This is a genomic window from Mesorhizobium sp. URHB0026 (genome assembly GCF_054059755.1).
Genome location: NZ_JBSSCN010000001.1, coordinates 2,574,637 through 2,593,564 on the forward strand (window position 1 = coordinate 2,574,637; position 18,928 = coordinate 2,593,564).

17 protein-coding genes, 1 tRNA gene and 1 pseudogene are annotated in these 18,928 nt (G+C 61.5%); 7 read left to right on the forward strand and 12 right to left on the reverse strand.

Annotated features, from left to right (window positions below):
- The first annotated feature begins 58 nt into the window (after window positions 1-58).
- From ACVWWD_RS12735 to melA, 4 genes and pseudogenes are all read left to right on the forward strand, one after another.
- The gene (locus tag ACVWWD_RS12735; RefSeq protein WP_023772773.1) at window positions 59-1,066 is read left to right on the forward strand and encodes an ABC transporter permease; all 1,008 of its coding nucleotides are present in this window, start codon (window positions 59-61) and stop codon (window positions 1,064-1,066) included.
- Window positions 1,067-2,203 carry an ABC transporter permease gene (locus ACVWWD_RS12740; protein WP_023783727.1) on the forward strand — a complete coding sequence of 379 codons (1,137 nt, stop codon included), beginning with the start codon at window positions 1,067-1,069 and terminating at the stop codon, window positions 2,201-2,203.
- 9 nt (window positions 2,204-2,212) lie between these two features.
- Window positions 2,213-3,881: pseudogene (locus tag ACVWWD_RS12745) on the forward strand (ABC transporter ATP-binding protein).
- Window positions 3,882-3,900: 19 nt separating this feature from the next.
- Entirely contained in the window at window positions 3,901-5,271 is a 1,371-nt protein-coding gene (gene melA / locus ACVWWD_RS12750) for an alpha-glucosidase/alpha-galactosidase (protein ID WP_023783725.1), read from the forward strand.
- 11 nt (window positions 5,272-5,282) lie between these two features.
- Here the strand turns inward: melA and yacG are convergent, their stop codons facing one another.
- The 9 genes from yacG to ACVWWD_RS12795 all read right to left on the reverse strand — a co-directional run bounded on the left by yacG (window position 5,283) and on the right by ACVWWD_RS12795 (window position 10,876).
- Window positions 5,283-5,480: a DNA gyrase inhibitor YacG gene (gene yacG / locus ACVWWD_RS12755; protein WP_023772777.1), complete on the reverse strand. Its 198-nt coding sequence runs from the start codon at window positions 5,478-5,480 to the stop codon at window positions 5,283-5,285.
- Window positions 5,477-6,103, reverse strand: a complete 627-nt coding sequence (locus ACVWWD_RS12760; RefSeq protein ID WP_015316264.1) for a Maf-like protein — start codon at window positions 6,101-6,103, stop codon at window positions 5,477-5,479. The genes yacG and ACVWWD_RS12760 overlap by 4 nt, the downstream gene beginning before the upstream one ends.
- A 24-nt stretch (window positions 6,104-6,127) precedes the next feature.
- A complete protein-coding gene (gene infA, locus ACVWWD_RS12765; RefSeq protein ID WP_006329283.1) occupies window positions 6,128-6,346 on the reverse strand; it encodes a translation initiation factor IF-1 in 219 nt (72 codons plus the stop codon).
- An 87-nt stretch (window positions 6,347-6,433) separates the two neighbouring features.
- Window positions 6,434-6,895 (reverse strand): arsenate-mycothiol transferase ArsC, encoded by a 462-nt coding sequence (locus tag ACVWWD_RS12770; RefSeq protein ID WP_084567531.1) that lies wholly within the window; start codon window positions 6,893-6,895, stop codon window positions 6,434-6,436.
- Window positions 6,883-7,368: a UPF0262 family protein gene (locus tag ACVWWD_RS12775; protein ID WP_023772779.1), complete on the reverse strand. Its 486-nt coding sequence runs from the start codon at window positions 7,366-7,368 to the stop codon at window positions 6,883-6,885. The genes ACVWWD_RS12770 and ACVWWD_RS12775 overlap by 13 nt, the downstream gene beginning before the upstream one ends.
- Window positions 7,369-7,374: 6 nt before the next feature.
- Window positions 7,375-8,667: a histidinol dehydrogenase gene (gene hisD, locus ACVWWD_RS12780; protein WP_352550222.1), complete on the reverse strand. Its 1,293-nt coding sequence runs from the start codon at window positions 8,665-8,667 to the stop codon at window positions 7,375-7,377.
- Window positions 8,668-8,674: 7 nt separating this feature from the next.
- Window positions 8,675-9,109 (reverse strand): DUF2948 family protein, encoded by a 435-nt coding sequence (locus ACVWWD_RS12785; RefSeq protein WP_457103095.1) that lies wholly within the window; start codon window positions 9,107-9,109, stop codon window positions 8,675-8,677.
- Window positions 9,110-9,276: 167 nt separating this feature from the next.
- Window positions 9,277-10,569, reverse strand: coding sequence for a UDP-N-acetylglucosamine 1-carboxyvinyltransferase (gene murA, locus ACVWWD_RS12790; protein ID WP_023772782.1), 1,293 nt, complete (start codon window positions 10,567-10,569; stop codon window positions 9,277-9,279).
- A 130-nt stretch (window positions 10,570-10,699) separates the two neighbouring features.
- Window positions 10,700-10,876 (reverse strand): hypothetical protein, encoded by a 177-nt coding sequence (locus ACVWWD_RS12795; RefSeq protein ID WP_023772783.1) that lies wholly within the window; start codon window positions 10,874-10,876, stop codon window positions 10,700-10,702.
- A gap of 159 nt (window positions 10,877-11,035) precedes the next feature.
- Here ACVWWD_RS12795 and ACVWWD_RS12800 point away from each other — a divergent pair.
- Window positions 11,036-11,110, forward strand: a tRNA-Thr gene (locus tag ACVWWD_RS12800).
- 102 nt (window positions 11,111-11,212) lie between these two features.
- The gene (locus ACVWWD_RS12805) at window positions 11,213-12,928 is read left to right on the forward strand and encodes a DUF6538 domain-containing protein (RefSeq protein WP_457103621.1); all 1,716 of its coding nucleotides are present in this window, start codon (window positions 11,213-11,215) and stop codon (window positions 12,926-12,928) included.
- Window positions 12,929-14,076: 1,148 nt separating this feature from the next.
- Here ACVWWD_RS12805 and ACVWWD_RS12810 read toward each other — a convergent pair.
- The 3 genes from ACVWWD_RS12810 to ACVWWD_RS12820 all read right to left on the reverse strand — a co-directional run bounded on the left by ACVWWD_RS12810 (window position 14,077) and on the right by ACVWWD_RS12820 (window position 16,266).
- Window positions 14,077-14,826 carry a hypothetical protein gene (locus ACVWWD_RS12810; RefSeq protein ID WP_457103096.1) on the reverse strand — a complete coding sequence of 250 codons (750 nt, stop codon included), beginning with the start codon at window positions 14,824-14,826 and terminating at the stop codon, window positions 14,077-14,079.
- A 317-nt stretch (window positions 14,827-15,143) separates the two neighbouring features.
- Window positions 15,144-15,701 (reverse strand): hypothetical protein, encoded by a 558-nt coding sequence (locus tag ACVWWD_RS12815; RefSeq protein WP_457103097.1) that lies wholly within the window; start codon window positions 15,699-15,701, stop codon window positions 15,144-15,146.
- On the reverse strand, window positions 15,691-16,266 hold the full coding sequence (locus tag ACVWWD_RS12820; protein WP_457103098.1) for a recombinase family protein: 576 nt from the start codon (window positions 16,264-16,266) through the stop codon (window positions 15,691-15,693). Before ACVWWD_RS12820 ends, ACVWWD_RS12815 begins: the two co-directional genes overlap by 11 nt.
- A 542-nt stretch (window positions 16,267-16,808) precedes the next feature.
- Between ACVWWD_RS12820 and ACVWWD_RS12825 the strand changes: the two genes are divergently transcribed.
- Window positions 16,809-18,764 (forward strand): TIR domain-containing protein, encoded by a 1,956-nt coding sequence (locus tag ACVWWD_RS12825; protein ID WP_457103099.1) that lies wholly within the window; start codon window positions 16,809-16,811, stop codon window positions 18,762-18,764.
- The last annotated feature ends 164 nt before the right edge of the window (window positions 18,765-18,928 follow it).

Consider the following 18,928-nt stretch of genomic DNA (forward strand, 5'->3'; position numbering starts at 1 on the left):
CCAACCCTCCGGGCGCCTTTAAAGCGAGCGTCCGGCGAGATGAGGAAGCGGACCGTCCATGCTGCGATTCCTGCTCATGCGCATAGCGTCGGCAATCCCGGTTCTCGCTATTTTGAGCCTCGTCACCTTTGCCATTATCCAGGCGCCGCCTGGCGATTATGCCGACTACATCCGCTCGCAGCTGATCAACCAGGGCGGAGCCTCCTTCGCGGAGGCCGACGCGCAGGCCCAGGCCTATCGCGTCGAACACGGCCTCGATAAGCCGCTGCCCGTCCAGTACCTCAACTGGATCGGCGGCATCGTCACCCGTGGCGATTTCGGCTACAGCCTCTATTACAACAAGCCAGTGGCCGAGGTCGTCGGCGAGCGGCTGCCGCGCACGCTGCTGCTCGCGCTGGTCTGCCATCTGCTCGCCTCGGTGCTCGGCATCACCTTCGGCATCTGGGCCGCGACCCGGCAATACACCTGGATCGATTCCACGCTGTCGGCCATCGCCTTCCTCGGCATGACGGTGCCGCGCTTCCTGATGGCGCTGATCATCGTCTATCTCCTGGTCTTCCAGTTCAACGTATCGGAGATCGGCTCGTTCTTCTCGCCGCAATATGGCGGCGCGCCATGGTCGTGGGCCAAATTCGTCGACCTGGTCAAGCATGTCTGGCCGGTGGTGGCGATCGCCACCTTCGGCGGTCTCGCCTACAATATGCGTGTCATGCGCGGCAATCTGCTCGACACGCTCAACGCGCAATATGTCGAGACAGCCAAGGCCAAGGGCCTGACGGGCAGCGCCGTCGTCATGCGCCACGCCGTGCCCAATGCCTTGCATCCGCTCGTCATGTATCAGGGCGTGGTGCTGCCCTACATGCTGACCGGCGAGATCGAGACGGCGATCATCTTCGCGCTGCCGACCGTCGGTCCGGCGATCGTCGGTTCGATGGCGGTCGGCGATGTCTATGTCACCGCCACCTTCATGATGGTGCTGTCGGCGACACTGATCGTCGGCAACATCATTGCCGACATGCTGCTCGTCCTGCTCGATCCGCGCGTGCGTCAGTTCGGGGAGGGCTAGATGCTGGCTCGAGAGCCTTCACCACCGCCACTGCCGGCCGAGCGATCCACAGTGGCGCCCGCACGCGGCAATGAGAGCTACATGGCGCTGGTCTGGCGCCGGCTGAAGCGCTCCTGGACCGGAATGGCCGGGCTTTGGCTGGTCGTGCTGCTGCTGGTGATGGCCGTGTTCGCCGAATTCCTGGCGCCGATGGACCCGAAGGCGACCGATGTCGGCTTCGCCCCCCCGCAACTGCCGTCCTTCCACGACAAGGACGGCAATTTCGTCGCGCGGCCGAGGGTCTATGCACTGTCGGATTCGGCCGATCTCGATCCGGTCACCTTCCAGCCCATCGTCGGCCCCGACTACGAGCACCCGAGGCTGCTTGGTTTTTTCGTCGAGGGCGCGCCTTACAAGCTCTTCGGGCTGATCCCGGCGAACCGGCACTTATTCGCCTCGACGGACGGCCAGCCCGTGCATTTCCTCGGCACCGACAAATTCGGGCGTGATGTGCTGTCGCGCGCTATCCATGGCTCGCGCGTCTCGCTGATGATCGCGCTGACGGTGGTCTTCATCATCACGGTCATCGGTACCACGGTGGGCATGGTATCGGGCTATTTCGGCGGCCGGTTCGACGTCTGGATGCAGCGCTTCGTCGAACTGGTGCTCGCCTTCCCGCAACTGCCGCTCTATCTGGCGTTGACGACGCTGATCCCTGTCACCGCGCCGACCAATGTGTTCCTCGGCTTTGTCATCATCGTCATGTCGGCGTTGGGCTGGGCGCAGATGTCGCGCGAAGTGCGCGGCAAGACACTGGCGCTTGCGCGCATCGAATATGTGCGCGCCGCCATGGCGGTCGGCGCCACCGACCGGCGCATCATCCTGCAGCACATCTTCCCCAATGTGATGAGCCACGTGATCGTCGCCGTGACGCTGGCGATCCCGACGGTGGTGCTGCTCGAATCCTTCCTCGGTTTCCTGGGTTTTGCCGTCAAGCCGCCGCTGATCTCCTGGGGGCTGATGCTTCAGGACACCGCGACCTATTCCGTCATCGGTACCTATCCCTGGATCCTGACGCCGGTCGGTTTCGTGCTGGTCACCGTCTTTGCCTTTAACGCGCTCGGCGACGGCCTGCGCGATGCCGTCGATCCATATTGAGGGACAGGGATGACCATCGTACTCGCCGAGCCCTTCGCACCAGCATTCCGCCTCGATCATCATGGGCGCCAGGGAGAGCCCGTCATCGACGCCCGCAACATCGAGGTCGCGTTCAAGGTCGAGCACGGTGTAGTCGAGGCGGTCAAGGACATCTCATTCCAGCTCTATCGCGGCGAGACGATCGCGATCGTCGGCGAATCCGGTTCCGGCAAGTCGGTGACGGCGCGCACCGTCATGGGCCTGCTGTCGCGCCGCGCAACGGTGTCACCGAAATCGAGCGTCTGTTATGACGGACAGGACATTCTGAAATTCCCCGAGAGCGCCCGGCGCAAGCTGCGCGGCAACCGCATCTCCATGATCTTCCAGGAGCCGATGAGCTCACTCAACCCGATTTACACGGTCGGTAGCCAGATCGTCGAAGCAATCCGGGTGCATCGCAAGGTGAGCCGCAAGCAAGCCTGGGCGCGCGCTCTCGATCTGCTGCGGCATGTCCAGATACCCGAGCCCGAGGCGCGGCTCAAACAATATCCGCACCAGCTGTCGGGTGGGCAACGGCAGCGCGTGATGATCGCCATGGCGCTCGCCAACGATCCGGACGTGCTGATCGCCGATGAGCCGACGACCGCGCTCGACGTCACGGTGCAGGCGCAGATCCTCAACCTGATCCGCAATCTGCAGAAAGAGCTGCGGATGGCGGTGATCCTGATCACCCACGACCTCACCGTGGTGCGCAAGTTTTCCGACTACGTCTATGTGATGCAGCATGGCGAAATGTGCGAGCACAACGTCACCGAACGGTTGTTCGCCGATCCGCGGCATCCCTACACGCAGCGATTGCTTGCCTCCGAACCAAGAGGACGGCCGCAACCGTTGCCCGAGGGCTCTGGCACCATCCTCGAAGCGAATGGCGTGCGCGTCTGCTTCATGCTGCGCCACGGCACGTTCCTGAAGCCGGACTGGCGTGAACTGGTCGCCGTCGACGACCTCGACCTCAAGCTTTGCCGCCATGAGACGCTTGGGCTGGTCGGCGAATCCGGCTCCGGCAAGACCACGTTCGGCCAGGCGCTGCTCCGGCTGACCGACGCGAAACGCGGTGAGATCCGCTTCGATGGCCAGCCGATCCATGGCCTGTCGCGAGCGCAGATGCGGGCCGCTGCGCTCGCGCATGCAGATCGTCTTCCAGGACCCGTTCTCCTCGCTCAACCCACGCATGACGATCGGCCAGATCATCGAGGAAGGGCTGGTCGTCAACAGCATTGGCGCGACACGGCGCGAGCGGGTCGAGCGGGTGCGCGAGGCGCTGGTCAGCGCGGGCATGCCGGGCGATATCCTGTCGCGGTTTCCGCATGAATTCTCCGGCGGCCAGCGGCAGCGCATCGCCATCGCCCGGGCCATCGCTCTGGAGCCCGAATTCATCCTGCTCGACGAGCCGACATCGGCGCTGGATCTCTCCGTCCAGGCGCAGATCATCGATCTGCTGCGCAAGCTGCAGGACGAGCGTGGTCTGAGCTATCTCTTCATCTCGCACGACCTCAAGGTCGTGCGGGCGCTGTGCCACCGCGTCATCGTCATGCAGCACGGCAAGATCGTCGAGCAAGGACCCGTCGACCAGGTCCTCACCAATCCCAAGACCGCCTACACCGAACGGCTCGTCAGGGCCGCTTTCGAGGTGGCCTGAACATATGCCGGAGGTTAACGTGGCAAGACATCCCAGGATCACTTTCATCGGCGCCGGCTCGACGGTGTTCATGAAGAACATCGTCGGCGACGTGCTGCAGCGCCCGGCGCTTTCGGGCGCAACGATCGCGCTGATGGACATCAATCCGCAGCGGCTGGAAGAAAGCGCCGTCGTCGTCAACAAACTGATCGCCACGCTCGGCGTCAAGGCGAGGGCCGAGACCTACACGGACCAGCGCAAGGCGCTGGCGGACGCCGATTTCGTCGTCGTCGCCTTCCAGATCGGCGGCTATGAGCCCTGCACCGTCACGGATTTCGAGGTGCCGAAGACATATGGCCTGCGCCAGACCATCGCCGATACGCTCGGCGTCGGCGGCATCATGCGCGGCCTCAGGACCGTGCCGCATCTGTGGAAGATTTGCGAGGACATGCTTGCCGTCTGCCCGCGGGCCATCATGCTGCAATATGTCAACCCGATGGCGATCAACACCTGGGCGATCTCGGAGAAATATCCCGAGATCAGGCAGGTCGGGCTGTGCCACTCGGTGCAAGGCACGGCGATGGAGCTGGCACACGATCTCGACCTTCCCTATGACGAGATCCGCTATCGCTCGGCTGGCATCAACCACATGGCCTTCTACCTGCAGTTCGAGCATCGCCAGCCGGATGGATCCTATCGCGACCTCTATCCCGATCTCGTGCGTGCCTATCGCGAAGGCCGCGCGCCGAAACCCGGCTGGAATCCGCGCTGCCCGAACAAGGTGCGCTATGAGATGCTGACGCGGCTGGGCTATTTCGTCACCGAGAGCTCGGAACATTTCGCGGAATACACGCCCTATTTCATCAAGGACGGCCGCCCCGATTTGATCGAGAAATACGGCATTCCGCTCGACGAATACCCCAAGCGTTGCGTCGAGCAGATCGAGCGTTGGAAGGACCAGGCGCAGGCCTACCGCTCGGCCCAGCGCATCGAGGTCGAAGAGTCCAAGGAATATGCCTCCTCGATCATGAATTCGGTCTGGACCGGCGAACCGTCGGTCATCTACGGCAATGTGCGCAACAATGGCTGCATCACCTCGCTGCCGCGTGATTGCGCCGCCGAAGTGCCGTGCCTGGTCGATGCATCCGGCATCCAGCCAACCTATATAGGCGACCTGCCGCCGCAATTGACGGCGCTGATCCGCACCAACATCAACGTGCAGGAACTGACGGTGCGGGCGCTGATGAGCGAAAACCGCGAACACATCTATCACGCGGCGATGATGGATCCGCACACCGCAGCCGAACTCGATCTCGACCAGATCTGGTCACTGGTCGACGATCTCCTGGCCGCACATGGCGACTGGCTGCCGGCTTGGGCGCGCGTCAAACGCAAGAACGAAGCCGCCTGACCGGCGCTCGTCTACTTCGGCTCGTCGGCGTCCGGTTCTTCCTCGTCGTCGCGGGCCGAGATGACATACGCACCCTTCAGCCAGCGGTTGAGGTCGATGTCCTTGCAGCGCGTCGAGCAGAATGGATAGGTTTCGCGCGCCGATGGCTTGCCGCATTCCGGGCACGGGCGCTTGGGCCGCAGGGGCGTGACCTTGTCGTCGAGGCTCATGGTCGCGCGGACAACCAGTTTTGATGCGTCTTGAAACCTTCGCCCGACAGCAGCGCCACCGTCTCGTAGAGCGGCAGGCCGACAATGTTGGTATAGGAGCCGACGAGCTTGACGACGAAAGCGCCGGCCAGCCCTTGCACGGCATAGCCGCCGGCCTTTCCGCGCCATTCGCCGGACGCGACATAGGCGTCGATCTCCTCGCGCGGCAGCCGCTTGAAACGCACCCGCGTCTCGACCAGCCGCTGGCGCAGTTTGCCGCCCGGCGTGATCAGGCAGATGCCGGAATAGACCCGGTGCGAACGTCCGGACAACAGCCCGAGGCAGTTGGCGGCGTCGTCTAGCGTCTCGGCCTTGGGCAGGATGCGCCGCCCGACGGCGACCACCGTGTCGGCCGCCAGCACGAAGCTCGGCGCATGGTCCGTCTCGGACTTCAGCGATGCGAACGCCTTCTCGGCCTTTTCCTTCGACAGCCGTTTGGCCAGCGAGCGCGGATGCTCCGCACGCAGCGGCGTTTCGTCGATATCGGCTGGCAGGATGCGGTCCGGCTCGATGCCGGCCTGCTGCAAGAGTTCGATGCGGCGCGGCGAACCCGAGGCAAGCACCAGCTTTTGCAAAATGCTCATCGCTTTACCGGCCGGGTCTTGATCTTACTTGAAGCGGTAGGTGATGCGGCCCTTGGTCAGGTCGTATGGTGTCATCTCGACCAGAACCTTGTCGCCGGTCAGCACGCGGATGCGGTTCTTGCGCATGCGGCCGGCAGTATGGGCGATGATCTCGTGTTCGTTTTCGAGCTTCACCCTGAACATCGCGTTGGGCAACAATTCCGTGACGATACCCGGAAACTCGAGGACTTCTTCCTTCGGCATTCGATACCTTTGCTTGGATGGCGGTTCCAGCGCCCCGGCTGGAATTTCGGCGGAACCTATATGATAATCTGTCGCTTGTGAACACGCTTAATCGCCAGGCCTCGGAACGGTGAACCGGCTGTGGATCCGGGCTTTCAGCCGCTCGCGCACGTCGCGATAGCTGGCCATGATGTGTTCGCGCGTGCCGCCGGCATCGGTCGGATCCGGCGTCGGCCAGTATTCCACCTCGACGGCAAGCGAGCGCGTGAGTTCGAGCGCGGCATGGTGGGCCTCCGGCGCCAGTGTCACGATCAGGTCGAAATAGTCGTCCTCGAGATCGTTCAGCGTCCTTGGATGACGCTCGCCAAGCGACAGCCCGTCCTCGGCAAGCACGGCATCGACGAACGGGTCGCGCTCGCCGGCGCGCACGCCGGCCGAGGCGACGAAGACGGTGGCGGGCAGCATCCGGCGCGCCAGCTGCTCGGCCATCGGCGAGCGCACGGCATTCATGCCGCACAGGAACAGAACCGAGCGGGGCAGGGCGCCGGGGGCCAGGATCAGCCCCGCCAGTGCAGCACGCAGACCAGCGTGAACAGCCGTCGCGCCGTGTCGAAGTCGATGTCGATCTTGCCGGAGAGCCGATCCATCAGCGTCTGCGAGCCCTCATTGTGCAGGCCGCGGCGGCCCATGTCGATCGCCTCGATATGACTCGGCGTCGAGGAGCGGATGGCGTCGTAATAGCTCTCGCAGATCATGTAGTAATCCTTGACGATACGCCTGAGCGGCGTCAGCGACAGGATGTGGGTGACGACGGCGGTGCCGTCCTCGCGTGCCACGGCAAAGACCAGGCGGGACTCGGCCAGCGACAGCTTCAGCCGGTAAGGACCTGCACCGCTGTCATTGACAGGCTGAAAACTATTCTCTTCGATCAGGTCGAAGATCGCCACCGCCCGCTCATGCTCGACATCGGGCGTCGAACGGCCGATCGACTCATCGAGTTCGACATCGATCAGTTTTGCGCGGGTTTGATCGGAGCCCGTCATATCGGCCTACATGTTCAGCCGTATGGCGACAGAGCGGCCATGCGCTTCAAGCCCTTCCGCCCGCGCTAGTGCGATCGCCGCCGGTGCCAGCACGCGCAACTGCTCCGGTCCGAGTTTGAGGACCGAGGTGCGCTTGACGAAGTCGAGCACGGACAGGCCCGACGAGAAGCGCGCCGAGCGCGCCGTCGGCAGCACGTGGTTGGAGCCGCCGACATAGTCGCCGATGACCTCGGGCGTGTGGCGGCCGAGAAAAACCGCGCCCGCGTTGCGCATCTTCGCCAGGAAACCTTCGGCATCCTCGATGGCCAGCTCGACATGTTCGGCGGCGATGCGGTCGACCAGCGGCAGCGCGGCCTCGACCGTCGCAACCAGGATGACGGCGCCGAAATCGCGCCAGCTCTGGGCCGCCGTTTCCGCGCGCGGCAGGCTCCGCAGCTGGCGTTCGACCGCCCGTTCGACCGCCTTGCCGAATGCCGGGTCGTCGGTGATCAGGATCGACTGCGCCGACACGTCATGTTCGGCCTGGGCGAGCAGATCGGCGGCGATCCAGTCCGGATCGTTGTCGCCGTCCGCCACGACCAGCACTTCGGAAGGGCCGGCGATCATGTCGATGCCGACCGTGCCAAACACCTGCCGCTTGGCCGCGGCGACATAGGCATTGCCTGGACCGACGATCTTGGCGACGGGCTCTATCGTCTGCGTACCATAGGCGAGTGCCGCGATCGCCTGCGCGCCGCCGACGCGGTAGATTTCGGAGACACCCGATATATCCGCGGCCACCAGCACCAGCGGGTTGACGACGCCGTGCGGTGCCGGCACGACCATGACGATGCGCTCGACGCCGGCTACCTTGGCTGGCACCGCGTTCATCAGCACCGAGCTCGGATAGCTTGCCGTGCCGCCCGGCACATAGAGCCCGACCGCCTCGATCGCCGTCCAGCGCGAGCCGAGCTCGACGCCGGCGGCATCCGTGTAGCGTTCGTCCTGGGGCTTTTGCCGCTGGTGATGGGACCGGATGCGGTCGCGTGCGAATTTCAGCGCCTCGACCGTGGCCGGATCGGCCTCGGCATAGGCGCCGGCGATGTCTTCCGCCGAGACGGCAATGCCGAGCTTGGCGAGGTCGCCTCCGCCGAATTTCCGCGTGTAGTCGATCAGTGCCGCATCGCCCTCGGCACGCACGCGCGTGATGATGTCTCGCACCACGGCGTCGACATCGGCCGATACCTCGCGCTTGGTCGTGAGAAACGCGGCGAAACGCTGCTCGAAATCGGCGTCGGACTGGGCAAGCGTGATGGCCATCGTATGCTCAAGCCCTGTGTATCGGGCGCGACGTGGCTTCCCACGCGCCGCCAATATCGGCAAGGCGGGCCTCGATGCATTCGACATCGAGCATGATCGTGCCGCCGCCCGAAAAGATCAGTTCGACGATGCCCGCGGGCTTGCTGATCTCGATAAAGCTGATCGCCAGCAAGGAGAGAATTTCGGCCGGCTTGTCGCGGGCGATGCCGCTGGTCTTGGCGCCCAGCACCCGGTCGAAATGCAGCACGGCCTGCCGTCGTTCATTGTGCTGGCGAAACAGGCCGGATTTGGCCTCCCACACGAAGCGGTTTATGGTCAGCACGAACCGTTTGGCCTTGGGCAGGAATTCGAGGTCCGAGACCTTCATCACGGCGTCCTGGAGATGGGCCGAGACGATGCCCAGATCCTGGTCGTCGAGCGCGATAAGCTTGAGGGCGGTCATCCGGATTTTCGACCTACAGGTTGGTTTCAGCCTCTGTTAGGCGGTCTTTCCGGTCGGTGCAACCACCCCACGACGTCCGCCCGAGGCATTGCCTCGGGTTTGCGGTGCGGGCGGACGGGCGGAGGCGCTACGAGCCGCCGTTGCTAGAAGCTGCTGCCGTCCGACCGTCAGGCGGAAATACGTTCGATCACCGCGCCGCAGTTGGACAGCTTTTCCTCCAACCGCTCGAAACCGCGGTCGAGATGGTAGACACGGTTGACCGTGGTTTCGCCTTCGGCCGCCAAGCCGGCGATGACCAGCGAGACGGAAGCGCGAAGATCGGTCGCCATGACTGGCGCGCCCTTCAGCTTCGCCACGCCGTCGACGATGGCCGTCTGCCCAGAAAGCGTGATGTGGGCGCCGAGCCGAGCCAGTTCCTGGACGTGCATGAAGCGGTTTTCGAAGATCGTCTCGGTGATGCGCGATTTGCCCTTGGCCATGGTCATCAGGCCCATGAACTGCGCCTGCAGATCGGTCGGGAAGGCCGGGAAGGGAGCCGTCGTCACGTCGACGGGTGAAATGCCGGCGCCATTGCGCTTCACGCGGATGCCGGAATTGGTCTGGGTGATCTCCGCGCCTGTCTGGGAAATCACGTCGAGCGCCGTCTGCAGCAGCTCCGGCCGTGCGCCTTCCAGCACGACGTCGCCGCCGGTCATCGCCACCGCCATGGCATAGGTGCCGGTCTCGATGCGGTCGGGGATGACACGCACGCGCGCGCCCGACAGCGCTTCGACGCCGTCGATGGTGACGGTCGGCGTGCCGGCGCCGGAAATTCTGGCGCCCATCGCGTTGAGGCATTCGGCGAGATTGACGATCTCGGGCTCGCAGGCGGCGTTTTCAAGCACCGTCTCGCCCTTGGCCAGCGACGCCGCCATCATCAACACATGGGTGGCGCCCACGGACACTTTCGGGAAGACATAGCGGTTGCCGACGAGGCGGCCGTTCCGGGTCTTGGCGATGACATAGCCGGTATCGACATCGATGTCGGCGCCCAGTGCCTGCAGGCCTTCGAGGAACAGATCGACCGGGCGCGTGCCGATGGCGCAGCCGCCGGGCAGCGACACCTTGGCCTCGCCCATGCGGGCCAGCAGCGGGCCGATCACCCAGAACGAGGCGCGCATCTTCGACACCAGTTCGTAAGGCGCCGTCGTGTCGACGATGTTGCGGGCGGAGAAATTGATGGTGCGCGAATAGCCCTCATTCTGCTTCTCGCGGCGGCCGTTGACCGAATAGTCGACGCCATGATTGCCGAGGATGCGGATCAACTGCTCGACATCGGCCAGATGCGGCACGTTTTCCAGCGTCAGCGTGTCGTCGGTCAGAAGCGAGGCGATCATCAGCGGCAGGGCGGCGTTTTTCGCGCCCGAGATCGGAATGCTTCCGGCAAGCTTGTTGCCGCCGACAATTCTGATGCGATCCATTGGAGACTGTCCCTCTCGGCCAGAAAAGGGCCGGTTCAATCGTTTGAGTATCGGCCCGTCTAGACCATTGACCAGTTTGGTTCAAGAAATAGGATTTCGCCCACTCCGGCCCAAGAGTGGCCGATTTGAGTTAATCTTTCTTCATTTCCTTGGCCGCGCCGAGCCCGTCGGGCCGCTGGTCGGCCTCACCTGTCCGGCGCGAACGCGACTGCGCCTTGCGCTTCTGCAGATTGGCGCGCAACTGCTCGGCGAGCCGGTTCTTGCGGGTTGTTCCGCTGTTCCTTGGTGGATTTGTCTTGTCGTTCATTGTCCCGCCACGGCTGACGACCAGCCAACCCGCTTCAGGGATAGCCAACATTGTGGCGCCGCCATGTCAATAAAACCTATCCGGCAAAGCCATTCACAGAAGCGTTGTTCTTGGCCTTGCGCTTGCCGGTTCGATATGGCAGAAGCCCCGCCATCAGCGGCTGCGGTAGCTCAGTGGTAGAGCACTCCCTTGGTAAGGGAGAGGTCGAGAGTTCAATCCTCTCTCGCAGCACCAGTTCCTTCGCCTGTAGCGTCAATATCTTAGCGTTTTCCGTAGCTTCCCACGAGATGGCTGCTACAATGGAGAGCACGATTGGCAACGCGGCGTAGGTGGGTGATGACGGGTCCGTGGCCCCATCCAAAAACAGGCATTCTCTATTTCCGCAAGGCAACTCCCCCCGATCTCTTCGCAAAGAGAGCCAGATTGGAGGCGCTTGGTGCCAAAGTCACCCGTGAAATCCACCGCTCTCTAGGAACGAGAGACCGCAAGGAAGCCGAACGGAAATATCGCGAGGTTGGCCACGAGGTGGACACGGAATGGGGGCGCTTGCGCGAATTGCTGCGGGACGGACCCCTGCGGCTCAACCATCAGCAGGTTGTGGCTCTGGCAGCGGAGCGAGCGGCGGCATTCCTCGCGATGCATGAGCCCGACCCCTTCGACGCGCCCCCAGTAGCCGGCCAAGTGCCGCCCCTTGCAGATGACGGGAGGCTAGCCCGAGTGGCGGCGACGTTGCCAGCGAGTGAGCAACTGGCCTTGGTGGCGGACCTCAAGCGCTACCTCTCCGCAACGGAAGACGAGCAAACGGCTCTGACCCTTAGCCTGCTTGAAGCCTATCCGGCCCTTCGCACGGTGGTTGCTCCAGACCTTGCGGCTGCGCTTGAGGCGATGCATGGGGAGCAGTCCGATGGGGCTCTTTCGGCTCGCAGCCTGCGTGTCGATGCCGAGAGCCGCCGCCTCTTGAACCTCCAGATGTCGCAGAAGATGGCTGCCGTTGGGCTCGCCCTTGCTGATCGTCGCGCAGGCAACTACGGGCCGGTCCCCGAGTTGGATAACGCACCGGCCTTCATCGCCAAACCGCCAACGCCAAGGAGCAGCGGCAAGGGGGTCACCTTTGAGGCGATCATTGACGCGCAAGCCACCAAGCGGAAGGCGGGGCAGGGCTCCAAGCCGATGCCTGATAAGTCAGTCAAGAAGTATAAGCGCATAGCGGAGGCCTTCGCTGCTCATCGCGGCTCAAGGAATGCCACCACTGTGACGGTGCTGGAGGTGGAGGCTTGGCAGGATGCCATGCAGGGGGAAGCGGAGGTCTCAAACCGCACGATCGCTGACAGGCTCGTGGCCATGGGGACCATCATCAACTGGGGCAAGAAGCAGCGCGATCACAGGGAAGCGATGGCCCAGGCGGAGTCCATCTCGGGGCGTATAGAGTTGCCCGGCTATATGGAGAAGCCCGCAGACGAGACCTCCTACACCATGGCGGAAGCCCGCACGGTTCTGCTAGCGGCTCGGAGGGAGGAGGATACCAGCAAGCGGTGGCTGCCGTGGGTGTGCCTCTATGCCGGCCTTCGGATCAGCGAGGCGAATACCCTTCGTAAGGCTGACTTCTTTCAGGCGGAAGGCCTGTGGTTCTTCAAGGTGACCAGCGCCGGCAAGCGCTCCCTCAAGACGGCAAACAGCGAGAGACGTATTCCGGTCCACCCTGCATTGGAGGCGGAGGGGTTCACGGCGTGGGTGCAGGCGGCTCCTGAGGGCCAACTCTTTCGGGATGGTGCCACGTCACTCTTGGGGCGATGGGCGCGGAGTAAGGCGGTGGGGTTGGCGCGCCCCGGTCTTTCCCCTAACCATGGCCTCCGCCACCTCTTTGTCGGCCTATGCCGCCGATATGGGCTAGAGGGGGGCGCGGCAGAGTATCTTGCAGGGCATTCCACCCAAGACGTCCACGCTAAGTATGGCTCATCGGAGGTCATGCTGCCCGGCCTTGCGGCTGAGCTGATGAAGGTGAAAGCTCTTCTCGGGCCAAGCGGACTCAAAGGTTCTGAGGGGGTGGCGTGATGCGGTATAGTCTTCGACTGGCACTACCCGCCTCCATACTGCTTGCATGCCTTTGGGCGGGGCTGATGTTTCGCTATGATGCTCAGGTGTGGGGCGCCTCAGTGCTGGTCCATGACAGGTGGTTCGGAACGGTAGAGCGCTGTGACGTTATAACAAGCCGCTGCCGTGCAGTGTTGGCTGCGGGAATGCAACCCGTGCAATGAAGGCCTGCGCCCCGGGGACCAAACCTACTAGGCAAGGCAATGATGTGATCAGACGGGCATGGCCTTGTGGTGGCCTTGAGGCCGCCTTGGCTTCGTCCCCGCCGCCCATCTCTCTCACTAGGTGCGGGCTCGGTGCTACTGCCCTATGCTGGCGGTGTGCTCTTAGCCTTTTGGGGAGAGCATGATGCCGGCTAGGTGTTGGCCTTGGGCGCTGGCTTGGGTGGGGGTCTAGCCCCTCCCTCCTCTCAAGGGTGGGCATAGTGGCCAGCTTAGCGTGCCAAAGAGGTGACCTTAAGAACAGACATGGTGCTGTGCATGATGCTACCCACTAAAGTGCTGGTGACTGCATGATGGTGGGCACTATGATGGTGGGCGTGAGGTTCCCCCTTAAGGTCCAATGGATGATGGTGTCTATCTCCCTAAGCAGGGGCCGTAGGAGCCCCTCTATGGAATACTATATGGGTGGCTATTTGCCCCCTCTATAGTGAGTGGTATTAAGTGAACGCTACGGTTGCAGAATCTTCCGTTTGACAAAACGTAATCGCTCTCGATTTTTATACTATTGACTGACCCCCCGCTATGCCTCTATGTTTCTGGTGCCATCGTGACCCTAGAGGAGGCATGATGACCCGATAACCTAGTGGCTAGGCAGCCCTAAATGAAGCCGCACGGTTCTTCTCCCAAGGAGGCTGCCGGGCGGCTTTTCCTTTCGTAATGAGTGGTATTACCCGAAGCCTTGAAATTCGGGCGGAGCGGCGGCGTTTCAATCAGCCCCAAGGCAGGACGCTACGAGGCAGTCGCAGCAGGCCCGGCAACGCGGTCATCCGTAAGCCTCTCGCTCTTGTGCGGCCCCTGTGGGCCCGCTGAGCCGTGCCGCGAGCGTCGCCCTATAGCCGGATCATGCTTTGAGCCGTCCAGCGTCCGCACGCGGCGAACGAGCGAGGCCTACTCCATGTCCGGCACGTCGCCATCCACAAAGAGCGTCGTGGGCTCCCCACATTCGCCAAGCGAGGGGTTCGCATCCACCTCACGCATAAAGTGCAGCGACAGAGGATCATGCGGATGCCCATCATCCCAACTGATATCAATGAGACTGGTCGCGGTTGGATAGCGGATCGAAATTTGGCTCGGCCTGAATCTTGCCGACAGCAGCTGTGGCATTTCGGCAAAATCCGGTGGTTGCAACATCAAGACAAAGGTAAGGCCCAAGATGTTGCCGTGCAGACCGACTATTTCGCTGCTCTCGTTTGTATAGGGTTGTATTTGGAAGCGATTGTGGTTTTCAGCGGTATCGCCGGTGAGCATAGGGCAATAAAGGCCGGCTCTGCTCGGCCAAGCTTGCGGATCGTCAAGCATTTCCAATACCTGGATTTCGCGAGCGAACACTCCCGGCAGACGTTTCCTATCTTTTGCCAAATTTTTCGAAGTGGCCAACGCCTTGACGGTTTTGAGAAGCCATCTCTCAACATCGTGCCCGGACACAATCAAGTTGGTAGACGGTCCCTTGTCTAAGCCCGATTTCAGCACCGTGAAGAACCGAAGGGCCGCGTTATCGAGCGGGGAGAGCGCACTATTGTGCTTCTGGCAAAGGCACTTCGCGGTCAAGGCTCCGGTAGGAAGAACCCGCGTTTCGCCGTCCTCAAGCCAAGGCAACCCAGAAATTGAAAACTTTCCGTCCCCCTTCAGGAGGCGCATTATCGCATGAGTAAATAGGTGCTCCCCGGAGATTGGGCCATCGCACGAGCCAAGCTCCCTCATATAGCACTTCTCGACCACCGAGACTCTTGGCAAAGTCCGCAGCCCCAAAACGGCAGGAGCTTTGTGCCAAGACCGGCCACTATAGCAGCAAGAAGCCGCAGCTTTCGAAGAGCCGCAGAGACAAGCGCGATTGCCCCGCACCATCCTGCTGCGCTTTGCTTCACCCATGTGCGTTGATGCCTACAACAGCGGCAACGGGGCTCACCAATAAGCCCACAACAACCACTGACCAGATGCCGGCGATGAGGGGGCCGTTAGATACTCGGGGCATAATCCTTGCCGCCCGGGTCTCTCGCATTCCGCTCGCTTCTCTTTGGTAGCCGCCAATTCAACTTTCTTGTGTATGGAATTGCAGCCATGCCGGCTGGTTCCAAGACATCCCGGTTTAGCGACTCCATCGCGTCCTTTCTAGTGGCATAGTAGTTGGAGTCGTATTGTGTGGGCTTGCTTTCCATGTGCCAGGAAAGGATCAAGAGCGCACCCAAGTCCCCTTGGTCCTTGAGGATGATACGGAGCTTACCTCTCGGATCAGCGGCGAGCCAAGCCTTCAGGTTGTCCCCCAAGGATACGTGTGGTCGTCGTGGAGCTACCGAACGGCTTTGCAGGCTCTTCTGAACTGTGCTGGTCAGCCGCCCGATATAGGCTTCCATGAGGCTAGTCGCATCACCGCCGTGATTGGGGTCAAGCAGGGTCTCAGACGTGGCCAGAGCCAGCACCTCCAGTCGGCTTTCGGGAGACAGTTGTTGCAATGCGGAAACCATCTCACTCGCAAGCAGGGCGGCATGGGATCGCATAGTTGCCTCACTGCCCATCGGAAGACTCCGCTAGTATCCGAAAGACGCTTGCCCTGCTGATGCCCAAGGCAGCTACGATGTCGCCGGCGGACTTGCCCTCCGCCTTGAGGCGCAATACCTCACCGGCTTGGCGGCGGGCGGTGGGCTGGCGGCCAGCATACTTCCCTTCGGCCTTGGCCTTGGCGATGCCTTCCCGCTGCCGCTCTAGCATCAGCCCACGCTCAAACTCCGCGATGGAGCCCAGTAGGTTTAGCATCAGCTTCCCGGTGGGGGTGGTGGTGTCGAGGTTCATGGCGAGGATACGGAGCCCCACGCCCTTCACCCGCAAGGCCTCAGTGATTGCCACAAGGTCCGCCACTGAGCGGGCAAGGCGGTCTAGCTTGGTGACGAGGAGCGTATCCCCGTCTCTCACCCAATCGAGAGCTGCTTGGAGTTGGGGCCGCGTGTCAGCCACAGAGGAAAGCTCCTCGCGGAAGACCTTCGTGCATCCCGATGCGTCTAGATCGCGAAGCTGGGCCGCAAGGCCTGCCTTTTGGTCGGTGGTGGATGTGCGGGCGTAGCCCACCAAGGTGCCACTGGACATTGCGCTGTCTCCATTTTGGATGCATGTGAGACTATTATGTGAGACTAAATAGCGATTTGTCAAGAGACTATTCATGTGAGACTGGTTGAGCTGCCTTTTCGGAGACTCGCACGGGCATGCCCTAGTGAGACAGATCGTCGGCTCTGGCAGTGGCTCTGATTTCCTCAGGCTCACCGCAAGCCAGAGGCCATGAGCCGGTGACCTCGCATTGGAGATTATCGCTTGCTTCCTCGGTCGAGTGCGTTGGGCCTGGGGTGGCGGCCTACTTGGTCGCACTCTGGGTGACGGCCTTGATCGGGCGTGGGTCGGGGGACGGACAGACCGTGGGTCGGCGGCGTGGCACAATGCCGGCAAAACGCAACGCCGGAAGGGGCACGGGGGAAAAGTCGCCCACGCCCTCACGTATCTGAGGTCTCAAATGTGTGCCCCAAAATTTCATGCGAGAACTCCGGGGAGAACGTCGCTTCTCCCGCATCGCGATTCTAGTCACTATGCTAGGTTCTCTTTCAGATTCTGCGGACTGTTGTTGAGGCGCAAGAAAGATGAGTAAGCCAAAGATTTTTGTTGGTTCGTCACGAGAGAACATGGGGCTTGCCCGTGCGATCCAAGAGGCGTTGGATTACGACGCCGAGGTCGTTATTTGGGATCAAGGCACTTTCGGCGCTTCAGAATATCCCTTGGAATCTCTCGAAGCAGAGCTTGACCTAGCTGATTTTGGAATCTTCGTCTTTGTGCCTGACGACGTAACGCTTATGCGGGGTGAACAGCGAAGCACCATACGTGACAATGTTATTTTTGAGCTCGGGCTGTTTGTTGGGCGCTTGGGGCGAAAGCGAACTTTCATTGTCTGCCCGCGAGATGTCGATATGCACCTGCCATCCGACCTACAAGGGCTAACGCCGGTAGACTATGACCCAAAGCGTCTTGATGAAAACATGTTGGCTGCAATCGGCCCAGCGGCCGGCAAAATCCGCACATCAATGCGAACTCAGGGGAAACGTGCTCAGGCGGCGAGCGCAGGAATTGTTCAAACTGCAGAGAATACCGAAGAGGTCCCTCAGAAGCCTGCTACCGCCCAGCCCTCTAGTCCCGAGCCCAGCTGGACCCGACAGCAATATGAACGGGCTTTCATGTGGGCCACTTTCTCCCACCAAGATGCCCAACAGGCTGCGATCGACTCAGGATTTCGCGCTAGCCCGCTAGCAGATTCCGAGGAGTCGATAGCGGTGTGGGAGGCTTGGTGCGCCTATATAAGCATGATTCATGGTAAGGCTGGCACCCTCTCCTCCATCCGAGAAAAATCATCGAACTTCCCAAAAAACGACCGCCTAATGCAGTTTCTGGGTCGAGCGTTGGCTCGCTACGGCGATGCAAAGGGGGCGATCGAAGCGTTTGGAAAAGCGCTGGAAAACGCGCCAGACATCAAAGCGGCGGCGTCGGCAATCGAGGATATTGTCGAACATACCGAAGCGTCCGAAACACACCTTGAGATAGATAAGTTGCGTTCCCGAGTGATAGCATTTCAGCACGATCAGCCTGAGCAGCGACGATCGTTCGAGTCCGCCATGAGTAAACTAGCCGGTAGCGGTGGGCTTAAGGAGATCGCTCAGTCGATTGACGAAATTCGAATCAAAAACGAGCCCGACGATGGGGCTCTTAGATTCAACGTAGCCTATGCCCACGGAAATGACTCCCCGGATTTGGCCATGCTGCACTACGAACGCATCCCAGTCTCCGAACGAAACGGAATGACGTGGAACAACCTCGGAGCCGCCTACTCTCAGCTGCAATTGCTAGGCTCTGCGGTCGAAGCTTATGAACTTGCCTCGAAAAATGGGGAGACACTTGCGGATTCGAACCTCGCCCACACGTTGCTTCAAGCGGGATTTTTTGAGGATGCGAAACGCAGGCTCGAGGCAGCAGTCAAAGTGGAGAACCACCACGAAAGGGTTATCGAGGCCCTTGCAGATATGAAGGCCGCGAAAAGCGACGAGGAACAATTAGCCAAACGGCTACTGGCCGTCGCAGAAAAGAAACATGCGTTTCTGGAACGCCTGGGTGAGGCTAGTCTACAAACTACCAGCATCGATATAGTTGGCTGGTGGATCACCCCTGAAGGCGTGATCAATATACGCGAGGAGGATGATGGGTCTTACAGCGGGCACGGAGAATTTCAGCGACCAGCAAATTCGCTATTCGGGCTGACTCTTTCAACACAGACAAAACAGATTGTGGAAACATCGGTGGAAATCCGCCTTCGGAGATTCGGCAATGCCTTCGAGGGCACAATAAACCGCCGACCAAAGGACGGTAGCACCGCGTCATTGCTGGCTTCGTATGCCTCGGATAAAAAGATAGTTCTGTTTATTGCCGGCGAAGGGGCAAATCTAAGAGCCCAATTGCAGACGCCGGAACGAGAAGTGCTTGAGTGGTCCAAACAAAGGCCGCTTGCCCAAACGCTTCAGCTTGAAGATGACAGCAGTGCACGTTCTGTTTAGCGCTGATTGGCAGCTTTACGGCCTCCACAAGCGACCTTCTTCGCCTTCTCCGGGTCGTGCCCACCTGCCGTGCTGGCTTACCTTCCAGGGGGCGGGCGGTGGTTCGGCAGAACGGCAGGGGTTAGGGCCAGGGGGGAAACTCGCCGCAGCCCTCACGTATATGG